Annotated in this window: 23 protein-coding genes and 1 tRNA gene; 14 read left to right on the top strand and 10 right to left on the bottom strand. The window is 64.8% G+C overall.

Annotation, left to right across the window (positions count from 1 at the left end; translation table 11 throughout):
- Positions 1-88 precede the first annotated feature (88 nt).
- From ACZ5Y5_RS11590 to ACZ5Y5_RS11580, 3 genes are read left to right on the top strand one after another with little or no spacing between them, the layout of a single operon-like run.
- Positions 89-2,209, top strand: a complete 2,121-nt coding sequence (locus ACZ5Y5_RS11590; RefSeq protein WP_464808771.1) for an acetate--CoA ligase family protein — start codon at positions 89-91, stop codon at positions 2,207-2,209.
- Positions 2,210-2,249: 40 nt separating this feature from the next.
- Positions 2,250-2,690, top strand: a complete 441-nt coding sequence (locus ACZ5Y5_RS11585) for a VOC family protein (RefSeq protein WP_464808770.1) — start codon at positions 2,250-2,252, stop codon at positions 2,688-2,690.
- A 31-nt stretch (positions 2,691-2,721) separates the two neighbouring features.
- Positions 2,722-2,910, top strand: coding sequence for a hypothetical protein (locus ACZ5Y5_RS11580; protein ID WP_464810558.1), 189 nt, complete (start codon positions 2,722-2,724; stop codon positions 2,908-2,910).
- Here the strand turns inward: ACZ5Y5_RS11580 and ACZ5Y5_RS11575 are convergent.
- Entirely contained in the window at positions 2,835-3,212 is a 378-nt protein-coding gene (locus tag ACZ5Y5_RS11575) for an Arm DNA-binding domain-containing protein (protein ID WP_464808769.1), read from the bottom strand. The two genes, ACZ5Y5_RS11580 and ACZ5Y5_RS11575, sit on opposite strands and share 76 nt — an antisense overlap.
- Positions 3,213-3,416: 204 nt before the next feature.
- Between ACZ5Y5_RS11575 and yaaA the strand changes: the two genes are divergently transcribed.
- Entirely contained in the window at positions 3,417-4,169 is a 753-nt protein-coding gene (gene yaaA, locus ACZ5Y5_RS11570) for a peroxide stress protein YaaA (protein WP_464808768.1), read from the top strand.
- A 72-nt stretch (positions 4,170-4,241) separates the two neighbouring features.
- On the opposite strand, the gene ACZ5Y5_RS11565 is transcribed toward yaaA, so the two are convergent.
- Both ACZ5Y5_RS11565 and ACZ5Y5_RS11560 read right to left on the bottom strand, forming a co-directional pair.
- Positions 4,242-5,129, bottom strand: coding sequence for an MlaA family lipoprotein (locus tag ACZ5Y5_RS11565; protein ID WP_464808767.1), 888 nt, complete (start codon positions 5,127-5,129; stop codon positions 4,242-4,244).
- Positions 5,130-5,499: 370 nt separating this feature from the next.
- A tRNA-Leu gene (locus ACZ5Y5_RS11560) sits at positions 5,500-5,586 on the bottom strand.
- A 144-nt stretch (positions 5,587-5,730) separates the two neighbouring features.
- Between ACZ5Y5_RS11560 and ACZ5Y5_RS11555 the strand changes: the two genes are divergently transcribed.
- Both ACZ5Y5_RS11555 and ACZ5Y5_RS11550 read left to right on the top strand, forming a co-directional pair.
- Entirely contained in the window at positions 5,731-6,486 is a 756-nt protein-coding gene (locus ACZ5Y5_RS11555) for an alpha/beta fold hydrolase (protein ID WP_464808766.1), read from the top strand.
- Positions 6,486-7,349: a tetratricopeptide repeat protein gene (locus tag ACZ5Y5_RS11550; protein ID WP_464808765.1), complete on the top strand. Its 864-nt coding sequence runs from the start codon at positions 6,486-6,488 to the stop codon at positions 7,347-7,349. The genes ACZ5Y5_RS11555 and ACZ5Y5_RS11550 overlap by 1 nt, the downstream gene beginning before the upstream one ends.
- A gap of 5 nt (positions 7,350-7,354) precedes the next feature.
- On the opposite strand, the gene ACZ5Y5_RS11545 is transcribed toward ACZ5Y5_RS11550, so the two are convergent.
- Positions 7,355-8,059, bottom strand: a complete 705-nt coding sequence (locus ACZ5Y5_RS11545) for an SIMPL domain-containing protein (protein ID WP_464808764.1) — start codon at positions 8,057-8,059, stop codon at positions 7,355-7,357.
- Positions 8,060-8,161: 102 nt separating this feature from the next.
- On the opposite strand from ACZ5Y5_RS11545, the gene ACZ5Y5_RS11540 reads away from it, so the two are divergent.
- The 3 genes from ACZ5Y5_RS11540 to ACZ5Y5_RS11530 are packed head-to-tail and all read left to right on the top strand — an operon-like array spanning position 8,162 to position 9,780.
- On the top strand, positions 8,162-8,596 hold the full coding sequence (locus ACZ5Y5_RS11540) for a VOC family protein (protein ID WP_464808763.1): 435 nt from the start codon (positions 8,162-8,164) through the stop codon (positions 8,594-8,596).
- 5 nt (positions 8,597-8,601) lie between these two features.
- Positions 8,602-9,324, top strand: coding sequence for a hydroxyacylglutathione hydrolase (gene gloB / locus ACZ5Y5_RS11535; RefSeq protein ID WP_464810537.1), 723 nt, complete (start codon positions 8,602-8,604; stop codon positions 9,322-9,324).
- A 54-nt stretch (positions 9,325-9,378) separates the two neighbouring features.
- Positions 9,379-9,780 (top strand): hypothetical protein, encoded by a 402-nt coding sequence (locus ACZ5Y5_RS11530; protein ID WP_464808762.1) that lies wholly within the window; start codon positions 9,379-9,381, stop codon positions 9,778-9,780.
- A gap of 3 nt (positions 9,781-9,783) precedes the next feature.
- On the opposite strand, the gene ACZ5Y5_RS11525 is transcribed toward ACZ5Y5_RS11530, so the two are convergent.
- From ACZ5Y5_RS11525 to ruvA, 3 genes are all read right to left on the bottom strand, one after another.
- The gene (locus ACZ5Y5_RS11525) at positions 9,784-11,526 is read right to left on the bottom strand and encodes an AMP-dependent synthetase/ligase (protein ID WP_464810536.1); all 1,743 of its coding nucleotides are present in this window, start codon (positions 11,524-11,526) and stop codon (positions 9,784-9,786) included.
- Positions 11,527-11,652: 126 nt separating this feature from the next.
- The gene (gene ruvB / locus ACZ5Y5_RS11520; RefSeq protein WP_464808761.1) at positions 11,653-12,672 is read right to left on the bottom strand and encodes a Holliday junction branch migration DNA helicase RuvB; all 1,020 of its coding nucleotides are present in this window, start codon (positions 12,670-12,672) and stop codon (positions 11,653-11,655) included.
- A gap of 30 nt (positions 12,673-12,702) precedes the next feature.
- Positions 12,703-13,311, bottom strand: a complete 609-nt coding sequence (gene ruvA / locus ACZ5Y5_RS11515) for a Holliday junction branch migration protein RuvA (RefSeq protein WP_464808760.1) — start codon at positions 13,309-13,311, stop codon at positions 12,703-12,705.
- 142 nt (positions 13,312-13,453) lie between these two features.
- Between ruvA and ACZ5Y5_RS11510 the strand changes: the two genes are divergently transcribed.
- Genes ACZ5Y5_RS11510 through ACZ5Y5_RS11500 form a run of 3 tightly spaced genes read left to right on the top strand, consistent with a single transcriptional unit; the run spans position 13,454 to position 16,040 of the window.
- Complete coding sequence (locus ACZ5Y5_RS11510; RefSeq protein ID WP_464808759.1) at positions 13,454-14,023, top strand: peptidase S14; 570 nt, start codon at positions 13,454-13,456, stop codon at positions 14,021-14,023.
- A gap of 41 nt (positions 14,024-14,064) precedes the next feature.
- Positions 14,065-14,703: a DUF1345 domain-containing protein gene (locus ACZ5Y5_RS11505; RefSeq protein WP_464808758.1), complete on the top strand. Its 639-nt coding sequence runs from the start codon at positions 14,065-14,067 to the stop codon at positions 14,701-14,703.
- Between the two features lie 44 nt (positions 14,704-14,747).
- A complete protein-coding gene (locus ACZ5Y5_RS11500; protein ID WP_464810535.1) occupies positions 14,748-16,040 on the top strand; it encodes a methyltransferase family protein in 1,293 nt (430 codons plus the stop codon).
- A gap of 3 nt (positions 16,041-16,043) precedes the next feature.
- Here ACZ5Y5_RS11500 and ACZ5Y5_RS11495 read toward each other — a convergent pair whose 3' ends face one another.
- Together ACZ5Y5_RS11495 and ACZ5Y5_RS11490 are read right to left on the bottom strand one after the other, a co-directional pair.
- Positions 16,044-17,417, bottom strand: coding sequence for a glutamate--cysteine ligase (locus ACZ5Y5_RS11495; protein ID WP_464808757.1), 1,374 nt, complete (start codon positions 17,415-17,417; stop codon positions 16,044-16,046).
- A 160-nt stretch (positions 17,418-17,577) separates the two neighbouring features.
- Positions 17,578-18,324: a 16S rRNA (uracil(1498)-N(3))-methyltransferase gene (locus tag ACZ5Y5_RS11490; RefSeq protein ID WP_464808756.1), complete on the bottom strand. Its 747-nt coding sequence runs from the start codon at positions 18,322-18,324 to the stop codon at positions 17,578-17,580.
- A 105-nt stretch (positions 18,325-18,429) separates the two neighbouring features.
- Between ACZ5Y5_RS11490 and ubiA the strand changes: the two genes are divergently transcribed.
- Entirely contained in the window at positions 18,430-19,332 is a 903-nt protein-coding gene (gene ubiA, locus ACZ5Y5_RS11485; protein ID WP_464808755.1) for a 4-hydroxybenzoate octaprenyltransferase, read from the top strand.
- Complete coding sequence (locus tag ACZ5Y5_RS11480; RefSeq protein WP_464808754.1) at positions 19,329-20,777, top strand: phospholipase D-like domain-containing protein; 1,449 nt, start codon at positions 19,329-19,331, stop codon at positions 20,775-20,777. The genes ubiA and ACZ5Y5_RS11480 overlap by 4 nt, the downstream gene beginning before the upstream one ends.
- Positions 20,778-20,855: 78 nt before the next feature.
- On the opposite strand, the gene smc is transcribed toward ACZ5Y5_RS11480, so the two are convergent.
- Entirely contained in the window at positions 20,856-24,296 is a 3,441-nt protein-coding gene (gene smc, locus ACZ5Y5_RS11475) for a chromosome segregation protein SMC (RefSeq protein WP_464808753.1), read from the bottom strand.
- Between the last annotated feature and the right edge of the window lie 24 nt (positions 24,297-24,320).

Below are 24,320 nucleotides of genomic sequence, written 5' to 3'. Positions count from 1 at the left end.
CGGCGCCGGTAGTCCCTCGGGACTATGCGGCTCGGGGATCTCGCTCCTAATCCTTCCCGGACGAAAGAATTGCCGTTGAGGAGAGCCGATGTCCGACACCCAGATCCTGCAAAGGGACGAAGGCAGTGTGGCACATGACGCCATGCGCCGCCTGCTGTCGCCCCGCTCGATCGCGATGGTCGGGGCGTCGAACCAGTTGGGGCGGATCGGCGGTGTCATGTTCGCCAACCTCAAACGCGCATTCGGGGGCCAGCTTTATCCCGTGCATCCTTCCGAACCTGACATCATGGGGGTGGCCGCCTTCCCATCGCTCACCGCAATCGGGCGGCCGGTCGATCTGGCGGTAATCGCCATACCGGGCCAGGCAGTGCCGGACGTGATCGAGGAAGCAGCGGCCGCACATGTCGGCGGGGCGGTGATCGTGACGTCGGGTTTCGCAGAGGTCGGCGGCGAGGGGGTGTTGCTGCAGGACCGCGTCGCGACCATCGCGCGCCGCACGGGCCTGCGTCTGATCGGCCCCAACTGCATCGGCTTCATGAACGTCCATGGCGGGGTCATGGCGAATTTCTCGCTTGATCCCAGCGCCCCTTTGCCCCGTGCAGGCGGCGTGGCGCTGGTGTCGCAGAGCGGCGGCTTCGGCTCCTATATCGCCGCGATGGCGATCAAGGCCGGGCTTGGGCTTGGCTGGTTCGTCAGCACAGGAAATGAAGCCGACAGCAGCGTCGCGATGATCCTGCGCTACCTCGTCGAACAGCCGGAGGTGAAGGTCCTGCTCGCCTCCGTGGAAACATTGCGCCATCCCGACCTGTTCATCGAAACCGCCGAAAGGGCGTTGCTGCTCGACAAGCCCATCATTCTGCTCAAGGCCGGGCGGAGCGAGGACGCTGCCCGAGCCGCCGTCAGTCATACCGGCGCGATTGCCGGGTCCGCCGAGGTGCTGGACGCGGTCTGCGATCAATATGGCGTCCATGTCGCTGAGACCATGCAGGATATGCTGGACCTTGGCCTCATGTTCCAGACCGGCAAGCGCACGGCTGGGCGACGGCTCGCGATCGTCACTACTTCGGGCGGCGCTGGTGTCCTGCTGGCGGACGAGGCATCCCGCGCAGGGCTGACCGTGCCGTTATTGCCGCAGGAGGATCAGCAAGCGCTGCTGGCGCAAATGCCTCAGCCCTTCTTCGGCAATGTTTCCAACCCGGTCGACACCACCGCCCAAGTCATGGCCAAGCCCGACGCCATCCCCAATCTGCTCACGATACTGGAAAACAGCGCCAGCGTGGACATGGTGGCCACGGTCGCTTGGGAACAGGCGACGGGGCAGTTGCAGGCGATGGTCAGCCTGGATCAGCGGAGCGCCAAACCCGTTTCGCTCCTCTGTACGGGCATCGTTCCGTTCGTCAGCGATGCCGGCACGCCGCTCTATCTGGACCCTCGCCGGGCGGTACGCACCTTGGGCGCGCTCGCCCGTCAATCGCTCGACCGGCCGACACCCTGCCGTGCGGAAGCAGCCGATCCGAGCCGTATCGTCCAGGCGCGAAGGCTCTTGAGCCAGACCGGCAGCGCTCTTCTGATGGAGCATCAGGGTAAGCGGCTGTTTGCCGAATATGGCATCCCCGTTACTCGGGAGCGCCTCGTCGCCACGCCGGCCGATGCCGCCTTGGCGGCGCAGGAAATCGGCGGCGTTCTGGTGCTGAAGGCGATGAGCATAGACCTGCCGCACAAGTCCGATGCCGGTGGCGTGCGCATTGCCGTCACACCTGACCGCGCGGGGGATGAGGCGGAAGCGATGCTCGCGGATGTACGCCGCCACGCCCCGTCCGCCAGGATAGAGGGCATATTGGTTCAAGAAATGGTGCCTGCCCGGATCGAACTTACCGCGGGGATCAAGCGGGATCAGGTGTTCGGGCCCGTCGTCATGGTCGGCATGGGCGGCGTTCTGGTCGAAATGCTTGCCGACATGGTCATGCTCCGTCCGCCCTTCGACCGGGCCAGCGCGCGTAAGGCGGTGCAGCGGCTTTGCGGGGGCCGGATCGTAAACGCACGGCGCGGGCTGGAGGAAGCGGAAATCGATGCGATTGTCGCGACGCTGCTTGGGCTCGGCCAGCTGGCTATGGAACTTCCGGAAGTCGCGGAAGTGGACGCCAACCCAATACGCGTGGCTAACGGCCGCGCGGTCGCTGCCGACGCGCTGATCCTGCTCGACCGCTGACGTCCGCATCATCTTCATCCGCTTTCAGGAGGATCACACCTTGCCAGATATCAGGGAGCCATCGGGCGCCACATTGTCGCATTTCGGTTTCTGCAAGCTCGCCGTCCAGGATCTTGAACGATCCGCAGCCTTCTACCGGGCTGTCTTCGGCCTGGTGGATGGCGCGCGCGTCACGCGTGACAAATCGGCAAGCTCTGGCGGGCCGATTGATGAGATCACCTTTTGCTGCACGGCCAAGGGAGGGCCCTCGCTGACGCTGATCAAATTCCTAGACCGCAACTCTCCGCCGCTCGGCGAAACCATATTGGGGTTCCACACGGACGATATCGATGCGCTGGTCGAGCGCGCGCGTCTCGCGGGCGGCACCTTGGCGCGCCCCATCTGCGACATCCCTGACCACGGCGTACGCGTCGGCTTCGTGGCCGATCCGGAAGGTCATCTGATAGAGGTGGTTTCACGCCTGAACTGGCCCGAAGCTTAGCCCTTGGTCTCTCACCCAGCTGATCTTCGCCTTGGTCGAAATCGTCATCATTGCGAACATGGCCACCGAAGAAGCGGACGGCCAAATCACGGCGTCCTTCATGCCCGACAATCTCGTCGAGCACGATGCGCGGGAAGGACTTCATCAGCACGCCGCGCTTTTGTCGAACTCGCGGCTATCCGACAGCGCATTCCGGATCATGGGCCAGGTGATTTCATGAACCTGCACATGGTCGATCTGGGGGAACATGTAGGTCTCGAGCGTTTGCGACCATTGCTTCTCGTGCTTCTCATTCGCCATTTCTTGCTGTGGGCGGCGATCACCCCGGCTGCCGCCTGCCGGCGCCTTGCTCCGCTCGAATATCGGGTCGAGCCCGAGTTCGACCCAGGCGCGGATTTCTCGCGATCGCTCCCGGGCTGTCTCTAGCGAGACCTTGGATGCACTGCTCAGACCAAAGTCATGCCGGTTGCCATTCTTCTGTACCCGGCAGATCCAGCTCTTGCCGCCACTAGGCTGAATCACAAAAAACAGGCCGGTCGCTGTCGCCGAGCCGTCCGGGGCATGTTGCTGCCTTCACAGCGGTGGAGACAGAGGGGGCAGTATGTTCAAGCCAAACGTGGCTAATATGCCCGTTTCCTTCATTTGCTCGACACCGGTATATGTTTGGGGTCGGGAAACAAGATCGATGGTTTGACCCCCGGTGGAGCCGCAGCTACCGCGGAAGCTATGATCGTTCTGCTATCTCCAGCGAAGACGCTCGACTTCGAGCGTGCGTTGCCGCCCCTGACGGTTACTGTCCCGCATTTTGCGGAGGAGGCGCGCAGCCTCGCCCGTTCAGCGGCAAATCTGTCGCAGAAGCAGCTTGCAGAGCTGATGCATATTTCGCCGCGCCTCGCGAAACTCAATGCAGACCGCTTTCGTGACTTCGCCGACTTACCTCAAAGGCAGGCGCTCTATGCTTTTGCCGGTGACGTATATACCGGCTTCGAGGTTGACACGCTCGACGAAGCCGGCGTCGCTTTTGCACAGGATCATGTGCGGATGCTTTCGGGGCTGTATGGTTTACTCCGACCTCTTGACGCTGTTAGGCCCTATCGCCTGGAAATGGGAACCCGATGGGCGCCCCGCCACAGGAAGCTGACCGACTGGTGGGGCGATCGAATTGCCGCGCTGCTACGTGCGCAGGTCGCGGAAGAGGGATCGGGTGTCGTGCTCAATCTGGCCAGCCAAGAATATTTCGCGGCTGTCGAGGGCAGGCTCCAAGGCCTGCGCGTGATCCACGTTGATTTTCGCGAGCCCGGTCCCAACGGGCCTCGTTTCGTGAGCTTCAATGCGAAGAAGGCGCGGGGCATGATGGCGCGGTGGATGTGCGAACATCATATAACCGACGTTGAGGCCATGCGCGGCTTCGACAGTGACGGATATCGGTTCGACCCGGCTGAGAGCGACGCTGTGCATTGGCGTTTCATCCGGTCCTGAGCAGTGTACGAACTGACTACCTGCACCTCGGCACCGAAGTTCGATCAGCCTCGAGAATGAAGTCTTTGACGGCTATTGCCGGGCTGCGTCACCTTCTCCCATCCGTCGCCCGTAAATCGGCACCACATCGCCGCTGGTGCGGCCGTGAAGCGCCTCGATCTCCGCCTTGCGCTGCTTCAGATACAAGTCGCGATAGGCAGCATAGGGATCATCTTCCTTGCGGATATGCTGGACGGTGTCGTCAAAAGCGGCACGCTCGCCAAGCTGGTTGAGGATCGTCGCCGGAATGACATAGGCGGGTTTGGTGAATGGCTTTCCGATCAGGAAAGGCACTGCCATCTTGTCCACGGTGTCGCCGATGATATCCCGCAAAGTCGTTGGTCCAACGATCGGCAGATACATATAGGGACCTGGTCCAACGCCATAATAGCCCAGCACATTGGCCAGACCGTTGGGACGATAGGGCAGGAAAAAGGGCTTGCGCTTTGCCATGTCGAACAGCCCAGCGACGCCCAGCGTCGAGTTGATGGTGAAGCGCCCGGCTGTTTCCATTGCCTTGCCGGGCTTCAGCTGCAGCATATAAGCCGCGAAGACCACCGGTTCCTGCAAGTTGGCGAAGAAGTTGCGAAAGCCTTTGCGGACTGGCTTGGGCAGGCCCTTATTATAGGCTTTCGCCACTGGCTCGACCACTGCTCTGTCCACGGACTGAACCGCCTCGAAGCTTTTGGCATTGAGATTTTCAAACGGGTCTCCAGGCGGAGCCCGTTCTGCGCCGGTCACGACGATGTCATGGATCTGGTCGTCCGCGCCGTTCGCCGAGGGAGGAGCTACGGCTATACCCAGAGCGACTCTGGCGCTTGCCACGTCCACCAGCGGCGACGGTTGGGGCGCCGGTGCATCCTGTGTCGCCGCCTGCGCACCCATCATCAACATTCCTGCGGCCAGGCCCGGTAGCAGCATAGTCCCGTCCTTTTGCAACGGCCAATCGCCACACGCGGCCGGGCCTTCACGTTCAGATTGCGTTGCAGACCTACTCTTCAAGTGGTCTGCGCCTGCGCCGCTAAATGCGACGTCGCCCTCCGTCAATAGAACTGATTGTCCGAGGGCCGGAGTTGCTGATGCTTAAACTCGTGACGGTGAGGTGCGCGGAGGAACGGTACCGGCGTCACCGGCGGGTCACTCATCTGGCCATGCCGGCTGATACCCGCGAAGACGCCCTCAGGTATCCCGATTTCCTAAATCCACAAGCGGAAACCAGCGGACGCGAGATATAAAAAAACCGCTGAATTCAGCGGTTTTCTATCTCTGTGGATTTCTCCGGGAGAACAAATGGTGCCCAGAAGAGGACTCGAACCTCCACGACCTTGCGATCGCCAGCACCTGAAGCTGGTGCGTCTACCAATTCCGCCATCTGGGCACGGGGTAGGTGGGCGCGATTAGCCTTTGGCCTTCACCCTGTCAATCGCGCCCATGCCATTATTTTGCTTCCTTTCTGGTTTTCTGCGCATCAGCTTCTATTGGCGCGAAGCAGGATGCTTCCTGCATCAACCGGAGACTGCTCATGAGCCCTGCCCAAGCCGCGCCGCCGACGCTGTTCGCCCGTCCCGATGGCGTCCGGCTGGCCTATCGCCATCGTGCTGGCGCGGAGCCCACGATCGTCTTTCTGCCCGGCTACATGTCCGACATGGAAGGTAGCAAAGCGGTGGCCATCGACACCTGGGCAGCTGAGACGGGCCGGGCGATGCTGCGGTTGGATTATGCAGGCAATGGCGCCAGCGAGGGCCGGTTCGAAGATGGTACGCTCGCCAGTTGGCGCGACGACGCGCTGTTGCTGATCGATGCGCTGACGCAGGGGCCGCTGCTGCTCGTCGGATCGTCGATGGGCGGTTGGCTCGCCTTGCTGATCGCGCTCGCCCGGCCCGACCGCGTGGCGGGGCTCGTTGGCATCGCGGCAGCGCCGGACTTCACCGAATGGGGCTTCAGCGATGCGGACAAGGCGCTGCTCATGACGGAGGGACGGCTTCTGGAGCCCACGCCCTATGGCGACGATCCCCTCGTTACCACGCTTGCCTTCTGGCAGTCGGGCCAGTCGCTGCGCCTGCTGGGCGCGGAGATTGCGATCGATTGTCCCGTGCGCCTGCTCCAGGGGCAGGAGGACCGGGATGTCCCCTGGCAAACGGCAGTGCGGTTGGCCCAGCGGCTGCGTTCATATGATGTGCAGACGCTACTGATTAAGGACGGCGACCATCGCCTGTCTCGCGACGGGGACATTGCGTTGCTGATCCATATGATCGGCAGCCTTTTGGACACGCTCTGATGCCTTTCTTCCTTCCCCTGCTGCTCCTGACGCCGCAAGCCTATGATCCGGAAACCGAGGCGGTGCTGAACCGCCCGAAAAAGGAGCGGCCAGCGCCAGCCGCGCCATCCGCCCCGGCGTCTGCGAAAGCAGCCGGGGACGGCCGCATTCCTGTTCCAGAGAAATTCGCAAAGCCTTTCCAGGCCTGCCTGGACCAAGCGCTGGAATCGCCAGACCAGGGCGTTGCTTTCGCGCAAAAGTGGCGGCTGGAAGGCGGCAGCTTCTATGCCCGTCATTGCATGGGCTTCGCCTATGCCCGCGCCGAACGGTGGGCGCCCGCCATTGTCGCTTTCGAACAGGCTGCGGACGAGGCCGAACGGAGCGGGGAGATGGCCCAGAGCGCGCGCCTATGGGCACAGGAGGGCAACGCGGCCCTCGCGTCTGGCGATCCGGCCAAGGCGCGCACCAGCTTCGACGCAGCGCTGGCCCGCGGTCTGCCCGACGGCATCGAAAAGGGTGAAACCCATCTCGACCGCGCCCGCGCTCTGGTAGCCTTGGGCGACATCAAGGCCGCGCGGGATTCCCTTGACGTCGCGTTGACGCAGGTGCCGCAGGATCCTCTCGCCTGGCTGCTGTCCGCCACGCTCGCGCGCCGGTCGGGAGAATTGAAGCTCGCCCAGGCGCATATCGCCCGCGCGGTGCAACTGTCGCCGGACGATGCCTCCGTCACGCTGGAGGAGGGCAATATCGCGGTCCTCACCGATCATGCCGACATTGCTCGTTCCGCCTGGCAGCGTGCGGTGAAGCTCGCTCCTGAATCCCCGGCGGGCAAGGCGGCCGCAGACAATCTCACCCGCCTGCCAGCCGCCGCCCCGCCGCGCTGACGGCGTCAATTCAGGTAGAAATCGACCGTCGTGACCACGCGCACCTTCTTGTAAGGCGTGTCGCTTGATCCATCACCCTCGCCATCGCGCGGGTCGATGGAGAAATAGCCCTGCGTCGCGCTCTTGATCCCGCCGACGCTCGCTCCGCTGTCGCGCGCAAATTGCTCGGCTGCAGCGCGGGCGTCCTTGGTCGCGGCAGCCACCATCGGGGGCTTGATGTCGTTCAGCTTGGTGAAGCTGTAGCGCATGCCGGATCCTTCCTGCAGCGTCACGCCGCGCCGGACCAGGTCGAACTGCTGCGCCACCGCCCGCTGAGCGCGGGCTATGTCGGTCGTGCGCAAAAGCACACGCTGCGTGATGGTGATCGTGTTCACGCCATTGTTGATATATTGATTGACCCCCGCGCCAGTGGGGGCCAGCGCCTCGGGCTTGAAGCCGAGGCTCGCGAAATAGGCTTTCAGTTCCTTGGTATTATTGTCGATCTCCGCCCTGACGGCGGGCAGGTCGAAGCCGGTCGCCGCATAGCTGATCGACCAGGTGGCAAGGTCGGCCGTCACATTGCGCTCGGCCAGGCCCCGCACCGTGACGGACCGGTCGGCGGCCTTCGCGCGCTTCAATCCGTCGCCCAGCAGATAGCCGCCGCTCACCAGCCCCAGCGCCAGCAATCCGGCACAGCCCAGCAGCACCTTGTCGCGATACTCCAGCCCCATCTGCCTCTCCTCTTTCATCCAGACCCACGCCGCCCTATCTTGCGATCATACCTGCCTTATCAGAGATGAACCGTTGCTTTACGGCGACGAATGGAGCGCTCCTTGACTAAATATCTCCACACGATGATCCGGGTGACTGACGTCGACCGCACGATCGCATTCTTCAACCTGCTCGGCCTTCAGGAGCAGAAACGCTTCGACAATGAACAGGGCCGCTACACGCTTGTCTTCCTCGCTGCGCCGGGGGATGAGGAGGCGCAGGTTGAACTCACCTACAACTGGCCCCCCGAAGATGGCAGCGCAGGCGAATCCTATGGCGAGGGCCGCAATTTCGGGCACCTCGCCTACCGCGTCGATAATATCTACGACGTCTGCCAGCGGCTTATGGACGCGGGCGTCACCATCAACCGTCCGCCCCGCGACGGCCACATGGCGTTCGTCCGCACACCCGACAATATTTCCATCGAGTTGCTGCAGGACGGCCATCTGGAGCCAGCCGAGCCCTGGCTGTCCATGCCCAACAGCGGCCATTGGTGAGCGCCATGCTGCAGGTCGTCCGCGTCCCCGTGCTCTCCGACAATTATGTCTGGCTGCTGCATGACGATGTCAGCGGTGAGACCGTCGTTGTCGATCCCGCCGTCGCCGACCCGGTGCTCAAGGCGGCGGCAGAGCATGGCTGGACGATCAGCCAGATCTGGAACACCCATTGGCACGGCGATCATGTCGGCGGCAATGCCGCGATCAAAGCCGCGACCGGTTGCCGCATCACCGGCCCTGCCGCCGAAGCGGCCAAGATCGGCACGCTCGACCGGCAGGTGGGTGAGGGGGATGAGGTCCGCATCGGCGATCATGTCGCCACCGCCATGGAAGTGCCTGCGCATACCGCTGGGCACATCGCCTATCATCTGGCGGACGACGGCATCATCTTCGTGGGCGATACGCTGTTCGCGATGGGCTGCGGGCGGCTGTTCGAAGGAACGGCGGACCAGATGTTCGCCAATATGGCGCGCTTCGCGGCGCTCCCGGACGATACGGCCGTTTATTGCGCCCATGAATATACGCAGGGTAACGGCCGCTTTGCCCTGACGATTGAGCCTGGCAATCAGGCGCTGATCGCGCGCATGAGGGAAGTCGATGCCGCCCGCGCACGGGGGGAGGCCACCGTTCCGACCAGCATCGGGCAGGAGCGTGCGACCAACATCTTCATGCGGGCTGGCGATGTCGCGGAACTCGCCCGTCGCCGCACGGCCAAGGATACCGCCTGACGGTTCCAGCGTTACTCCATCGTCTCCTTTGAGGAGACAAGCTGGAGAAGTGCCATGCGGAAATGGGTATATCTGGTGCCGCTGCTATTGGCGGCCTGCGCTGGCGGCAATGAACCTTCCCGCCTGACCGAAAAACAGGCTGCCCGTCTCGAAGCGGCGCTTCAGGGAAAGGTAGCGGGTGAGCCGGTGAGTTGCGTTAATCGCTATCCCGCCGCCAGCCTCACCGCGATTAGCGACAGCGTGCTGCTCTATCGCGTCAGCGGGCGGCTGGTTTACCGCAACGACCTGATCGGCTCCTGCTCGGGCCTTTCGCGCGGCGACACCCTCGTCGTCAGGACCTACGGTACGCAATATTGCCGCGGCGACATGGCGCGAAGCGCGGACCTTGTTACAGGATCGATCACCGGCGGTTGCGCGCTCGGCTCCTTCACGCCCTATCGTACGCCTGGCCGCTGACTGTTAAGCCTTGTAGAGCGCGTCCAGCCGTTCTTGATACCGTGCGCGGATGACGTGGCGCCGGATTTTCATCGACGGCGTCATCTCGCCATTGTCGATGGTGAAAGGCTCGTCCGCCAGGATGATGCGCCGCACCCGCTCGATGACGGACAGATCTTCATTCACGCGATCAACCGCTGCGCGCAGAGCCGCCTGATAGGCTGCGTCGGCCGCGACTTCCTCTGGCGGACAGCCGCGCGCAGCCGCCCATTCGCGCGTCCATTCGGCGTCCGGCACCAGCAGCCCGACCAGATGCGGCCGGCGGTCGCCATAGACCATGGCCTGGCCGATTTCCGGCTGCAACGTCAGCATTCCTTCGACCTTTTGAGGGGAGACATTGTCGCCCTTGTCATTGACGATCAGGTCTTTCTTGCGATCCGTGATACGGATGCGCCCCTTGGCGTCGATCTCGCCAATATCCCCGGTATGCAGCCAGCCTTCCTTCAGCGCCTTTTCGGTTTCGGCCGCATTGCGCCAATAGCCGTGCATCACCAACTCGCCGCGCACCAATATCTCGCCATCCTCGGCGATCCGCACTTGCACGCCGTCCAGCGGCGGGCCCACCGTATCCATCGCAATGCCTGCCTTCGGCCTGTTGCAGCTGACCACCGGCCCCGCTTCGGTCTGGCCATAGCCTTGCAGCAGCGTCAGCCCCATTGCGTCGAAAAACAGCCCCACATCGGGATTGAGCGGAGCGCCGCCTGACACCAGCGCCTTCATCCGTCCGCCGAAGCGTTGCGCGATCTTTGGCTTCAGTGTCCGGCCAAGCAGCAGCTTCATCGGCAGATCGATGATCGATCGGCCGCCTTTCTGCTCCTTGGCCGCGATCCTGAGCGCCTGACCTAGCAGGTAGGCGGGGAATTTCCCCTGCTTCTCGATCGATTTGATGATGCGGGCGCGCAGCACTTCGAACAGGCGGGGCACGACGACCATGATCGTCGGCCGCGCTTCCTCGATATTGCTGGCAAGTTTTTCCAGCCCCTCAGCATAGTAGATTTGTGCGGCAAGCATGATCGGCAGAAACTGTCCGCCGCTATGTTCATAGGCGTGGCTAAGCGGCAGGAAGGACAGGAAAACCTCATCGTCCCAGCCGAAATCCTCCGCCACCAGCCGTCCCGCGCCCTCGATATTGCACAGGATCGACCCATGATGTTGCATCACCCCGCGCGGCGCGCCGCCCGTGCCGCTGGTGTAGATGATGCAGGCCAGATCATCGCGCCCCGCCGTCTGTTCGGCTGCGCAGGCGTCGGGATCGGCGATGTGCGAGGCGATCAGGTCCGTCCACAAATGGCAGGCCACATGGCCTTGCGTACCCCGCAGAGGCTCCATCCCGACGACGAAGCTCGCCTGCGACCGCAGCACCGCGGGCATCAGCGCCTGGGCCAGCTTGGCGGTCGATACGATCACCGCCCGCGCGCCGCTGTCGGTCAGGATATGCTGGTGATCGCGCGTGGTGTTGGTGGTGTAGGTTGGGACTGTGACGCATCCCGCCGCCATGATGGCAAGGTCCGCAATGCAAAATTCCGGCCGGTTCTCGCTCACCAGCATCACCGGATCGCCGGGCTTCAGGCCCTGCGCCTTGAGTGCGGCGGACAGGCTCGCGACCTGTTGCGCCACCTCGGTCCAGCTGAGCGACCGCCAGTTGCCGGCCGCCTTGCGCCACAGGAACGGCAGGTCGCCCATTTCCTTGGCGCGAGCAAAGAACATGGTGACCAGATTGGGATATCGTTCGATCGCCCGCAAACCGCGCAACTCCTGAATTTGAGCGCGTCACCCGCGCGCATCCGCTCCGCCGCCGCTATAGCCGCGCCGTGCCGTAGCGGTCACGCATTTTCAATCGAATAGCCCATCCTGCAGCCCGGTCGGCGGATTGAGCCCCAGATGCTTCCAGCCCGGCCCGTTCAGGCAGCGTCCGCGTGCTGTGCGGGCGATCAGGCCCAGCTGGATCAAATAGGGTTCGATTACTTCTTCGATCGTGTCGCGCGGCTCGGACAGGCCCGCCGCCAGCGTCTCCACCCCGACCGGACCCCCGCGATAAATATCCGCGATCATCATCAGATAGCGGCGGTCCATAAGGTCCAGGCCCAGTTGATCGACTTCCAACCGGCTCAGCGCTGCGTCGGCCGCCTTGGCGTCCACCGCCTCCACACCCGCGACATTGGCGAAATCGCGAACCCGCCGCAGCAGCCGTCCCGCAATACGCGGCGTGCCCCGCGACCGGCGCGCAATTTCGATCGCGCCGTCCGATGTGATCCCCAGGTCCAGCAGCCGCGCCGCGCGCCGCACCACCAGTTCCAGTTCCTCGACCGTATAGAATTGCAGCCGCACCGGAATGCCGAAACGGTCACGCAGCGGCGTCGTCAGCAACCCCTGCCGCGTCGTTGCGCCCACCAGCGTAAAGCGGGGCAGGTCGATCCGCACCGATCGGGCGGACGGACCTTCCCCGATCATCAGATCCAGCGCCCGGTCTTCCATCGCCGGATAAAGCACTTCCTCGACCGCGGGATTGAGCCTGTGGATCTCGTCCACGAACAGCACATCGCCCTCGTCCAGATTGGTGAGCAGCGCCGCAAGATCGCCCGACTTGGCAATGACCGGTCCTGATGTGGCGCGGAAACCCACGCCCATTTCCTTGGCGACAATCTGCGCAAGCGTCGTCTTGCCAAGGCCGGGCGGGCCAAAGAACAGCACATGGTCCAGCGCATCCCCACGCTGCTTCGCTGCCTCGATAAAAACGCGCAAATTCTCGCGCGCCGCCTGCTGGCCGATAAACTCCGTCAGCGACTTGGGCCGCAACGCCGCGTCCACATCCTCGACCCGGCGCGTCGAGGCGACCAGCCGATCCTCACTCATGCGCGGCGCGCTCCCCGATAAGCGTCATCGTCACTTCGCCGCCTTTCTGAGCGCCAGTCGCACCAGTGCATCCAGCGTCGCGCCTTCGCCCAGTTCCTCTTCTGCCGCCGCGACTGCGCTGCTCGCCTCGGCTGGCTTGAACCCCAGATTCTGCAGCGCCGAGATCGCATCCGCCCCAAGCCCGCCTGCCGCGACCGGAGTGACACCTGTGCCCAATATGCCGCCGGCCCCTGGAGCCGCGCCGATCTTGTCCTTCAGTTCATTGACGATCCGCAGCGCCAGCTTCGGCCCGACGCCGTTGGCGCGCGCCACCATCGTCTTGTCGCCGGTCGCCACCGCCCGATGCAGTTCCGCCGGCTCCAGCGCGGACAAGATCGCCAGCGCCACGCGAGATCCCACGCCCTGCACGCCGGTCAGTAGCCGGAACCAATCCCGCTCTTCGCCCCGCGCAAAGCCGACCAGCCGGATCGAATCGTCCGACACCAGCATTTCGGTATGCACGGTCACCGCTTCACCGACCGGCCCCAGCGCGGCCAGTGTCCTCGATGACGCGCCGACCAGATAGCCCACGCCCCCCACATCGATGATGGCGTGGTCCAGCCCCGTGCTGTCCAGCCGCCCCTTGAGCTTAGCGATCATGCCCCGCACCTTTTGGTCATGATCTGTTCTTTACATCCTCTTGGGCCGCGCGCCAGTCAAAAGCGTTCGTCCTTGCGGCACCATTTGCCGCGCCGGGCGTAGTGCAGCGCGATCCGTTCAAGACAAAGGACTTAGCTCTCCCATGCCAGCGCCCCTGCTTTCCCCCCAGGACTTCGCCTGCCCGGCCATCCGCCTCTCGGGCACGGTCGATCAATCCATGTATCTTCAGTTCAAGGATGGTCTGGCGAATGCGCCGGGCGAGGGGTTGGTCGTCATCGAGATTTCGACGCTGGGCGGCGATCCTGAAATCGCGCGGATGATGGGGGAGGATGTTCGCTTCCATTCGGAAATCCGGCCTGCCCAGCGGTTGGTGTTCCTGGGCAAGACCGCCGTCTATTCGGCGGGGGCGACCTTCATGGGCTTTTTCGCGCAGGAGAACCGCTATCTTACCCGTGGCACGCGCGTCATGATCCATGAACGCATCATTACCCGCGACATTCATTTGCAGGGCCCGCTCTCCACCTGCATTGCGCCGCTCAAGGCTGCACTCAACGAGATTGAGGCGTCGATCGCGATCCAAAATGAAGGTTTTTCCAACCTGATCCTGGGCTCCACCGTCTCACTGGAGGAGGTGCTGAAGCGCGCCCCGGAAAACTGGTATCTGGAGGCGAATGAGGCGGCCTCGCTCGGGCTGGTTGCCGCCATACTCTGACGCGGCTTGCCATGCGGCCGCTTTTGCGGCTTGTTGCGGACATGCAGCGCCCCTCTTCCCGATCGCCGGTCTTCCCTTGGCGATATGGCATGTTTCTGGCGCTGCTCCTTTCCGCCCTGCCCCTCGCCTGGCTGATGCCCTGGCACGAAGCCGTAATGGCCGGGTTCGACTTCGCGGCATTAGCCTTCCTGATTGCCGCTCTGCCGCTCATCCATGCCGATCCCGACGACATGCGCCGCAATGCGCAGGTGAATGACGCCAATCGCCGCCTGATGTTGCTTCTGACCGGCATCGTCTCGCTCGTGGTCCTCGCGGCGGTGGGCGCGGCCGTCAGCCAGCATGGCGGGCCCAATGCAGTCGTGATTGCTCTGCTGCTGGCGACGCTGGCGCTTGCCTGGCTATTCTCGAACCTCGTCTATGCCATGCATTATGCCCATATCTTCTATCTTAGCGGCGAGAGCGGGGACGACCGCCGAGGCCTGGAATTTCCGGGCACACAGGAACCGGATTATAGCGACTTCCTCTATTTCGCCTTCACCCTCGGCATGACCTTCCAGACGTCCGACGTGTCGGTCACGGCTACGCCGATGCGGCGGGTGGTCACCGCCCAGTGCCTTGCCGCTTTCCTGTTCAACCTCGGCATCCTTGCTTTCACCATAAATGTGCTAGGCGGTGCGTGAGCAGGGTTCACTGCTTGCTTACCATTTCGCGGCATAAGCGCGACATGTCCATCCCGGCCGATCCCTGTCCCCGCTCCGCCGTCAGCCATGGCGTCGGCATCGCCGGTCTGGCGGGGCTTGGGCTGTGGGCGCTCGTCGCGCGTCATTACGGCATGAACGGCCCCAATGCCGGTTTCGCGGCGGTGATCGCCTGCGGCCTGCCGATGGTGCTGTGGTCGCTGCTGGTCGACAAGGTGCACCGCAACCCCTCCACCGGCGTCGATTGGCAGGCCCCGCCGCGACCCTGGCGCGCCATTCTCGACATCAGCCTGGTGAAGATCGCCGGTCTTTGGGCGACCTGGCTCGCGATCGCCATTTTCTACTGCCTCGCCCGCTGGTATTGGAGCGGCAATTACCGCTATTCCATGGACCTGTTCATGGACGCAGCGCCCTGGCTGCTGGCCTTTTCCTTTCCCTATGTCGCCTGGCTCGACCGAAGGCTGATCGAGCCGAAGGACGCGACCTACGCCTTTGGTCAATGGGTGATCGGCGGTGCGGCAGGACGGCCTGACATGAGCCAGGTCGCCAATCACGCCCGCGCCTGGGCTGTGAAAGGCTTCTTCCTCGCCTTCATGCTCTCGATCGTGCCGGGCAATTTCGCCAGCGTCGTGGATTGGCGTCTGGAGCATGCGCTCGCCAACCCGGTGAACCTCGCCGCCTTTCTGATCGCCGTCATGTTCATGATCGACGTCTGCATGGCGACCGTCGGCTATCTGCTGACATGCAAGCCGCTGGATTCGCACATCCGCTCAGCCAATCCGGCATTGGCCGGCTGGCTTGCCGCGCTAATCTGCTACCCGCCCTTCGTCCTGATGGGGGGAGGCGGCCCGCTCGATTATCATGCGGGCGGCGCGGAATGGGACGTCTGGACGCAAGGCCACACGGCGCTGCAATGGCTGCTGGGCGGCTTGCTGGTGCTGCTGACTGCCCTTTATGCCTGGGCGACGGTGGTGTTCGGCATCCGCTTTTCCAACCTCACCCATCGCGGCATCCTCACACACGGCCCCTATCGCTGGACCCGGCACCCGGCTTATCTGTCGAAGAATCTCTTCTGGTGGTTCTCTGCGCTGCCTTTCCTCACGGTCTCGGGCAGCCTTGCCGACATGGTGCGCAACTGCGCGATGCTGGCCGCGACAAACGCCGTCTATTTTTGGCGCGCGAAAACGGAGGAGGCGCACCTGTCCACCGATCCGGCTTATCGCGCCTACAGCGAATGGATGGACCGCAACGGCCCGGTGCCCCGCTTCTTCGCCTGGATCAGCGGGCGAAAGCCTGCCGAGCTACAGCCCGCAGAATAGGGTTTAATAGCTTTCCTCGGCGTACACCCGGCTCAAGTCGCCCTGCCATTCGCCATGATAGCGTTCCAGCAGAAGCTCTGCATGGGTGCGCCCCGCCGCAACGATCTCATCCAGCGGCGCAAGATAGCCGCTCTCATCGTCGCCCACGCCATTCAGCCGCGCTCGCGCCTTCAGGCCGCTGCGGCTGATGTCGAGCACTTCCTCCGCGATGTCGCGCAGCTTCCGCCCGCCCGGCACCGGCGCATCCAGCGCCAGTTTGGGCGCAGCATCCCGCAGCGCCTGCCGCTCCTCCATGCTCCAGTCCTTCACCAGGTCCCACGCTGCATCCAGCGCCCCTTGGTCATAGAGCAGCCCGACCCAGAAGGCGGGCAGGGCAGTGATCCGGTCAGCCCGGCCGCCATCGGCCCCGCGCATCTCCAGGAAGCTCTTCAGCCGCACTTCCGGGAAGGCGGTGGACAGATGGTCCTCCCAATCCTTCTCGGTCGGCTTCTCGCCGGGCAGGACGGAAAGCTTGCCGTCCAGAAAGTCCCGGAAGCTCAAGCCCGCAGCGTCGATATAGCGGCCGTTCCGATACACGAAATACATGGGCACATCGAGCGCATAGTCCGCATAACGCTCATAGCCGAATCCCTCTTCGAACACGAAAGGCAGCATGCCCGTGCGATGCGGGTCTGTATCCGACCAGATATGGCTGCGATAGGACAGCATGCCATTGGGTTGGCCTTCGGTGAAGGGCGAATTGGCGAACAGCGCCGTGGCCAGCGGCTGTAGCGCGAGCGACACGCGGAACTTCTGCACCATGTCCGCCTCGCTGCCATAGTCGAGGTTGGTCTGAATGGTGCAGGTGCGCAGCATCATGTCCAGCCCCATCGATCCCACGCGCGGCATATGGCGCAGCATGATGTCGTAGCGGCCCTTGGGCATGATCGGTAATTCGTCACGCCGCTTGTCCGGCCACATGCCCAGACCCAGAAAACCTAGGCCCAGCATGTCGCCGACATATTTCACCTGCTCCAGATGCCGTTCGGTTTCCATGCAGGTCTGATGGAGATTTTCGAGCGGCGCGCCTGACAGTTCCAGCTGTCCTGCGGGTTCCAGGCTGACGGTTCCATCCTTCCCGGACAGGGCGATGATATTCTCGCCCTCGAACACCGGGTTCCAGCCATAGCGGGTCAGGCCGATCAGCAGCGTGTGAATGCCACCCTGCTCGTCATAAGAGGGCGCATGATGATCCGCCTTCGCATAGACGAACTTCTCATGCTCGGTGCCGATGCGCCAGCGCTCCTTGGGCTTTTCACCCTTGGAGAAAGCCGCGATCAACTGTTCGCGGCTCTCGATAACGGGATCAATTCCCCCTGAGTCGGTTCTGGTGCTCATGCCCCGCCTTAACTTGTCCCCCCGGCGCGTCAATCAAAGCGCGCGCCGCACAGATAAGTTGCGCTTTGGGTTGCTGCAATCCCATTTCGGATTGCAACTGGAGGCGCGTTACCCCGTCGTCCCAGCGAAAACGGCGATCTCCTGCGTCCTGCGATCGCTGTCAGCGCCAATCCCCGTTCAACGTCATCCAGGCGGATGTCGCCGCGATCGCCGCTGTCTCAGCCCGCAAGATGCGGGGGCCAAGCGACACCGGCACCGCCTTTGCCACGGCGCGGATCGCGTCCCGTTCCGCCGGATCAAAGCCGCCCTCGGGTCCGATCAGGAACGCCGCAGGCCCTGGATGCGCGCGCAGCGTCTCGACCAGCGGCTCTCCGCCCGTCTCATCCGCAAAGAACAGCCATCGTTCCTCCGGCCAGCCCCGCAGCAGTGCGTGCAGCTTCACCATCTCGGCAAGTTCCGGCAGCGCGGTGCGCCCGCATTGCTCCGCCGCCTCGACCATATGAGCATGCAGCCGGTCGAGATTGAGCTTGTCCACCACCGCGCGCCGCGTCAGCACCGGCTGCAATTTCGCCACCCCCAGCTCGCACGCCTTTTCCGCGATCAGGTCGATGCGCCCTTTCTTGATCGGGGCGCAGCACAGCCAGAAATCCGGCACATCCTCCAGCGCCTTGGTCTGGCTCACACATTCCAGCACCAGGTCGCGCTTGCGGATATCCCGCACCCGGGCCGCCCATTCGCCGGAACGCCCGTCGAACAGCAGCACGATGTCGTCGGGTTTCACCCGCATCACGCTGATCAGATAATGGGCAGGATTGCTGTCCACCGGCACGGCCACGCCTTCGCCCAGCTGCGTCTCGACATGCAGGCGCGGCGCACTTTGCGGCGGCCAGGCAGGGGTTGCGGTCATCGAAAAATCCATCCATCCGTTCGGGCTGAGCCTGTCGAAGCCCCTTTCTTCTCTAAAGAGCAAGGAAGCTCTTCGACAAGCTCAGGGCGAACGGAGATTTTTATCTTGAGCGATACCATAGTCCCCGACACCCAGGCCCGCGGCCTGCTCGCCCGCCTGCCGGAAACGCCGCGCGCGCTTGCGCTGCTCGCCCGCTTCGACCGTCCGATCGGCTGGTGGCTGCTCTTCTGGCCCGGTGCTTGGGCGGTGGTCCTGGCCGATGGGGCGGGGGAGCGCTGGCCGCTCATCCTCTGGCTCCTCCTCGGCAGCATCGCCATGCGCGGCGCGGGTTGCGTCTTCAACGACATTGTCGATCGCGACCTGGACCGCAAAGTCGCCCGCACCGCTGCCCGTCCGCTCGCCAGTGGAGCCATGTCGGTAAAGACCGCGTGGGTCTGGCTCCTCCTGCTCTGCCTCATCGGTCTGGTCGTCCTGCTCCAGCTGCGCCTCTATGCGCAGATCGTCTCGCTAGGCAGCCTCGCGCTGGTCGCCGCCTATCCCTTCATGAAGCGGATCACCGGCTGGCCGCAGCTCTGGCTCGGCCTCGTCTTCTCCTGGGCGGCGCTGGTTGGGTGGAGCGAGATCATGGGCGCGCTAACCCTGGCGGGTCTGCTCCTTTATGGCGGCACCATCTTCTGGGTCGTGGGTTATGATACCATCTATGCGTTGCAGGACCGGGAGGATGATGCGTTGATCGGCATCGGGTCGAGCGCCTTGTCGATGGGCCGCCATGTCCGCGTTGGCGTGACGCTCTGTTATCTGATCGCTTTGTCCCTTTGGGCCGCCGCGATCTGGCAAGTCCGGCCGCAACTGCTGGCGCTCGCCGCGCTCGTGCCCATGGCCGCCCATCTTCTCTGGCAGGTCGCAACGCTCAAGGAGGATGGCATCGATCCGCTCACGAAGTTCCGCTCCAACCGTTTCGCGGGGATGCTGATGTTCCTCGGCTGTCTCGTGGTGGGCAGCGCATGAGCGGGCCGCAAGAGGGCGAGGATTGCTGGCGCATCGCCCGCGCCGCCAGGGCCAGCGTCATCATCGATGCCGACTGCTATTTCCGCCATGCGCGCGCGGCGATGCTGAAGGCCAAGCGGCGCATCATGCTGATCGGGTGGGACTTTGACGCCGCCATCAGCCTTATCCGCGAGGATGAGGCGAAGGACGGCGCGCCTGTCATCATCGGCGACTTCATCAGCTGGCTGGTCGAACAGAAGCCCGACCTCGAAATCTTCCTGCTCCGCTGGGACATGGGCGCATTGAAGTCGATGGTTCAGCCCTCCAACCTCTTCACCACCGTCAAATGGATGGCGCACAAGCGCATTCATGTGAAGCTGGACAGCCATCATCCGCCTGCTGCCTCCCACCATCAGAAGATCGTGGTGATCGATGATTGCTTCGCCTTCTGCGGCGGCATCGACATGACCGCCGATCGCTGGGACACGCGCCATCATCGCGACAGCGATCCCGCCCGGCGCCATCCGGACGGCTCACCCTATGGCCCCTGGCATGACGCGACTACTGCCCTGCAGGGCGATGTTGCGATGGCGCTCGGCCATCATGCCCGCGCCCGCTGGAAGGGGGCTGGCGGCGATGATCTGGAGCCGGTCCTCGGCGAACATGATTGCTGGCCCGACGCGCTGCCGGTGCAGTTCGAGCAGGTCGATGTCGCCATCTCCCGCTCTGCGCCCGAGATGGACGATCAGCAGCCGCTCATCGAGATCGAGCGGCTCTACATCAACCAGATCGCTTCGGCGAAGCGCAGCATCTACGCCGAAAGCCAATATTTCGCCTCGCGCCGCATCGCGGAAGCCATCGCTGCGCGCCTGGGCGATCCCGATGGTCCGGAGATTGTGATCGTCAACCCGCAGCAGGCCGATGGGTGGCTCGAACAGCAGGCGATGGACATCGCCCGCGCCCGCCTGGTCGAAGCGCTCCGCGAACGCGACACCTATGGCAAGCTGCGCGTCTATCACCCCTTCACCGTTCGTGGCGAACCCATCTACGTCCATGCCAAGATCATGATCGTCGATGACCGCGCGATCCGTGTGGGCTCCTCCAACATGAACAACCGCTCGATGCGGCTCGACACCGAATGCGATGTGACCATCGACACCGCTCTTCCCGCCAATGCTGGCCATGAAGACGAAATCCGGAAAATCCGCGACGACCTCATCGCCGAACATCTCGACCTGCCGCTCGAACGGGTTGCGGCCGTCATCGCCGAACGCGGCCTCATCGGCGGCATAGAGGAACTGCGGGACAAACCGGGCCGCACCCTGCGCCCTTATGTGACGCCCAACCTCAACGACGTGCAGGCATGGCTCGCCGACAATGAGGTGCTGGACCCGGAAGGGCCCGGGGAAATGCTGGAACCGATGACAGGCAAGGGCCTGTTCCGCCGAATGAAGGCGGGCCGCTAACCCTCACTTCTTACCCCGTTCACTTCGAGCGAAGTCGAGAAGCGGTTCGCAACACGCTCGAAGCGAACGGAAGCTATTTCACTCCGCCGCCAGCAAAGCCTCCGCTCCGCCCAGATTCACCGAAACCAACCGGCTGACCCCCCGCTCCACCATCGTCACGCCGAACAGGCGGTGCATCCGCGCCATCGTCACCGCGTTATGGCTGACGATCAGGTAGCGCGTGTCGGTCTGCCCCACCATCACGTCCAGCAGGTCGCAGAATCGCTCGACATTGGCGTCGTCCAGCGGTGCGTCCACCTCGTCCAGGACGCAGATCGGCGCGGGATTGGTCAGGAACAGCCCGAAGATCAGCGCCACCGCCGTTAGCGCCTGCTCGCCCCCGGACAGCAGCGTCAGCGCGGCGAGCTTCTTGCCCGGGGGCTGCGCCATGATCTCCAGTCCTGCCTCCAGCGGATCGTCGCTGTCGATCAGTTCCAGATGTGCCTGCCCGCCGTTGAACAGCGTCGTGAACAATCTCCGGAAATGGCCGTCCACCGCCTCGAACGCCGCCAATAGCCGCTGCCGCCCTTCGCGATTGAGGCTGCCGATCGATCCGCGCAGCCGGTTGATCGCCTGCGTCAGTTCCTCGCTCTCCGCCCGGCTGGTGGCCTGCGTCGCCTCCAGTTCTTCCAGCTCCTGCGCCGCCACCAGATTGACCGGCCCGATCCGCTCGCGCTCGGCGGTCAGCCGGTCATGCTCGGCCTGCTCGCTCTGTGCGATCCGGATCTCTGCGCTCGCAAAACCCAGCTTCTCCGGCAGCACCGGCGGTGGGCACTCGAACCGCTCGCCCGACAGCTTGTTGGTCTCGATCCGCTTCTCGTCGGCCGCCTCAGCCCGCGCCGCTGCCGTCGCCCGCCGCTCGCGCGCTTGCGCTAAAGCCTCACCCGCTTCGCTCGCTCGGCCTTCCGCAACACGTAGCGCGGCCTCAGCCTCACTTTCCGCCCGCCGCGCCGCCTCGGCTGCTTCGGCCAGCACAGCGCCCTGCTCGGACAGTTTCGCAATCGCCGCCGCCAGCCTATCCGGCTGCTCCGCCAGTTCGGCCCGCTCCGCCGCAATCGCCTCGCCGCGCTCCACCATCGCCGCGATCCGCTTCGCCGCCTCGCCAGCGCGCGCGCGCCAGCCCTTCGCCTCGGCGTCAGCCGCCGCCATCCGCTCGCGGTCGCTTGCCAACGCCCGGTCTGCCAGCGCCTGATCCGCCTGCAACTGGCTGACCGCCGCTCGCGCCTTTTCGCTTGCCTGGCTCAGCGAAGCCACCAGCGCCCGCGTCTCTGCCCCATCCGGCACCGCAGCCCGGCCTGCCTGTGCCTTGTCATGCTCGCCACGCGCCGCAGCCAGATCCGCACCGGCCTCCGCCAGCCTTTCATCAATGGCCTCGCGCCGCCCGAACAGCCGCTCCAGCGCCGTCGCCGCCTCATCGGCCGCGCGTAACGCAGCCCGCAACCGCTGATCCGCCCCGCCAAGCGCCGTCCGCGCTCCGGCAAGCGCTTCCGCCGCAGCCCGCTCGCGCCCCGCAGCGCCATCCTGCGCCGCCCGCGCCGCCTCGACCTCAGCCTCCGCCGCCGGCCGTGCCGCCGCAATCGCCTCCAGCCGGTTGAGCCGGATCAGCCGCTCCGCCGCCGCGGCGCCGCCTTCCGCCGCGACATAGCCGTCCCAGCGCCGCAGCTGCCCATCCTTCGTCACCAGCCGCTGCCCCACGGCGAGCGCCTGTCCCTCATCGGCCTCGACCACCGCAACCTGCGCCAGCCGCCGCGCCAGTTCCGCTGGCGCGGTCACATGGTCTGCGAGCGCCGCGCATCCCGGGGGCAAGCCCGGATCGCCCTCGAGCGCAGCCGCCCCAGCCCAGCGCCGCGTGCCCTGCGCCCCGACCGGCGCTTCCAGATCATCGCCAAGCGCTGCCGCCAGCGCCCGCTCGAAACCCGGCGCAGCCTTCAGCCGGTCCAGCGCCCGCTCATGCCCGGTTCCACCTTCAACCGCCCGCTTGAGCGCCGCCGCCTCGCTGTCCAGCGCCGCCAGCCCGGCCCGCGCCGACGCCAGCGCCGCTTCGGCCGCTGCCCGCTCCTCAGCCGCCGCCTGCCGCGCCGCTTCTGCGTCACGAATGGCCGCCTCCGCCGAATCCCGGTCGGCTCCAGCCTGCTCCTGCGCCGCCAGGGCCTCGGTCCGCTTCGCCTCCAGTGGGCCGGCATCCGGCAAAGCCCCAGCTTCGCCCTGCAGCCGCGCCACCTCCCGCTCTGCCCGCTCCAGCCGCGTCCGTGCCGCCACCAGCGCCGCTTCCGCCACGCGCAGTTCCGCCTGCTCGCCCGCCTGCCGAGCCATCGCCTTGGCCAGTTCCAGTTCGGCATCGCGCGCCGCATCCTCGGCCCGCGCGATCCGCCCGGCAAAGTCGGGCCGCATCGCTTCGGTCTCGGCGATCCGTCCTTTAAGCGCCGCCATCTCGTCACTCAGCCGCGCAATCGCCTCGGCCGCATCGTTGGCCAAAGTTCCTTCGCGGGCCCGGTCCTCTTCCAGCCGCTCGGCCTGCTGCGCCAGATCATGCAGCCGCCGCACCACGCCATCGCGCTCTGTCCGCAGCGCGGCGAGCCGGTGCCCCGCCTCATTCGCCTCGTCCCGCGCCGCCTGCGCCGCCACTCGGCGTGCCGCCAGCGCATCGACCGCCGCATTGGCGTGCACCGCCGCTGCGGCCTGTGCGTCCTGCGCGGCGCTGACGGCGCTCTCCGCCTCCGCCGCTTCCTTGCGCGCCGCGTCCGCGCTCGCGGCCGCCTCGCGCCAGCGGGCGAAGATCACGCGCCCCTCGGCCACCCGGATCTGTTCGGACAGCTTGATATAGCGTTCGGCCGCCTTGGCCTGCCGCCGCAGGCTGCTCGCCCGCGCCTCCATGTCGTTCAGTATCTCGTCCAGCCGCACCAGATTGGCCTCGGCCGCGCGCAGCTTCTGCTCGGCATCCTTGCGGCGCACATGCAGGCCCGAAATGCCCGCCGCTTCTTCCAGCATGGCGCGCCGTTCCTGCGGCCGCGCGGCGATGACGGCGGCGATCCGCCCCTGGCTCACCAGCGCCGGGCTGTGCGGCCCGGTGGCGGCGTCGGCGAAGATCAGCGCGACGTCCTTCGCCCGCACGTCGCGGCCATTGGCGCGATAGGCGCTGCCCGCCCCACGCTCTATCCGGCGCGTCACTTCCAACTCGCCGTCCGCGCCGACCTCGACCGCGTTGAACAGCTCGCCCTGTTCCTGCACCGTCAGCAGAGACACTTCGGCAAAGTCGCGCTGCGGCCGGGTCGATGTGCCGGCAAAGATCACGTCGTCCATGCCGCCGCCGCGCATCGACTTGGCGCTGGATTCGCCCATCACCCACCGGATCGCTTCCAGCAGGTTGGACTTGCCGCACCCATTGGGCCCGACAATGCCGGTCAGTCCGGGCTCGATCCGCAGCTCCGTCTGATCGACGAAGCTTTTGAAGCCGGAAAGCTTGAGCCGCTTTATCTGCATGGGGAATAGCCGGGGCAGCGCTCT

This window comes from Sphingobium sp. TomTYG65 (assembly GCF_055395525.1).
The sequence above is the reverse complement of the archived record's forward strand: the minus strand, read 5'-3'. Positions and strand labels throughout refer to the sequence as shown.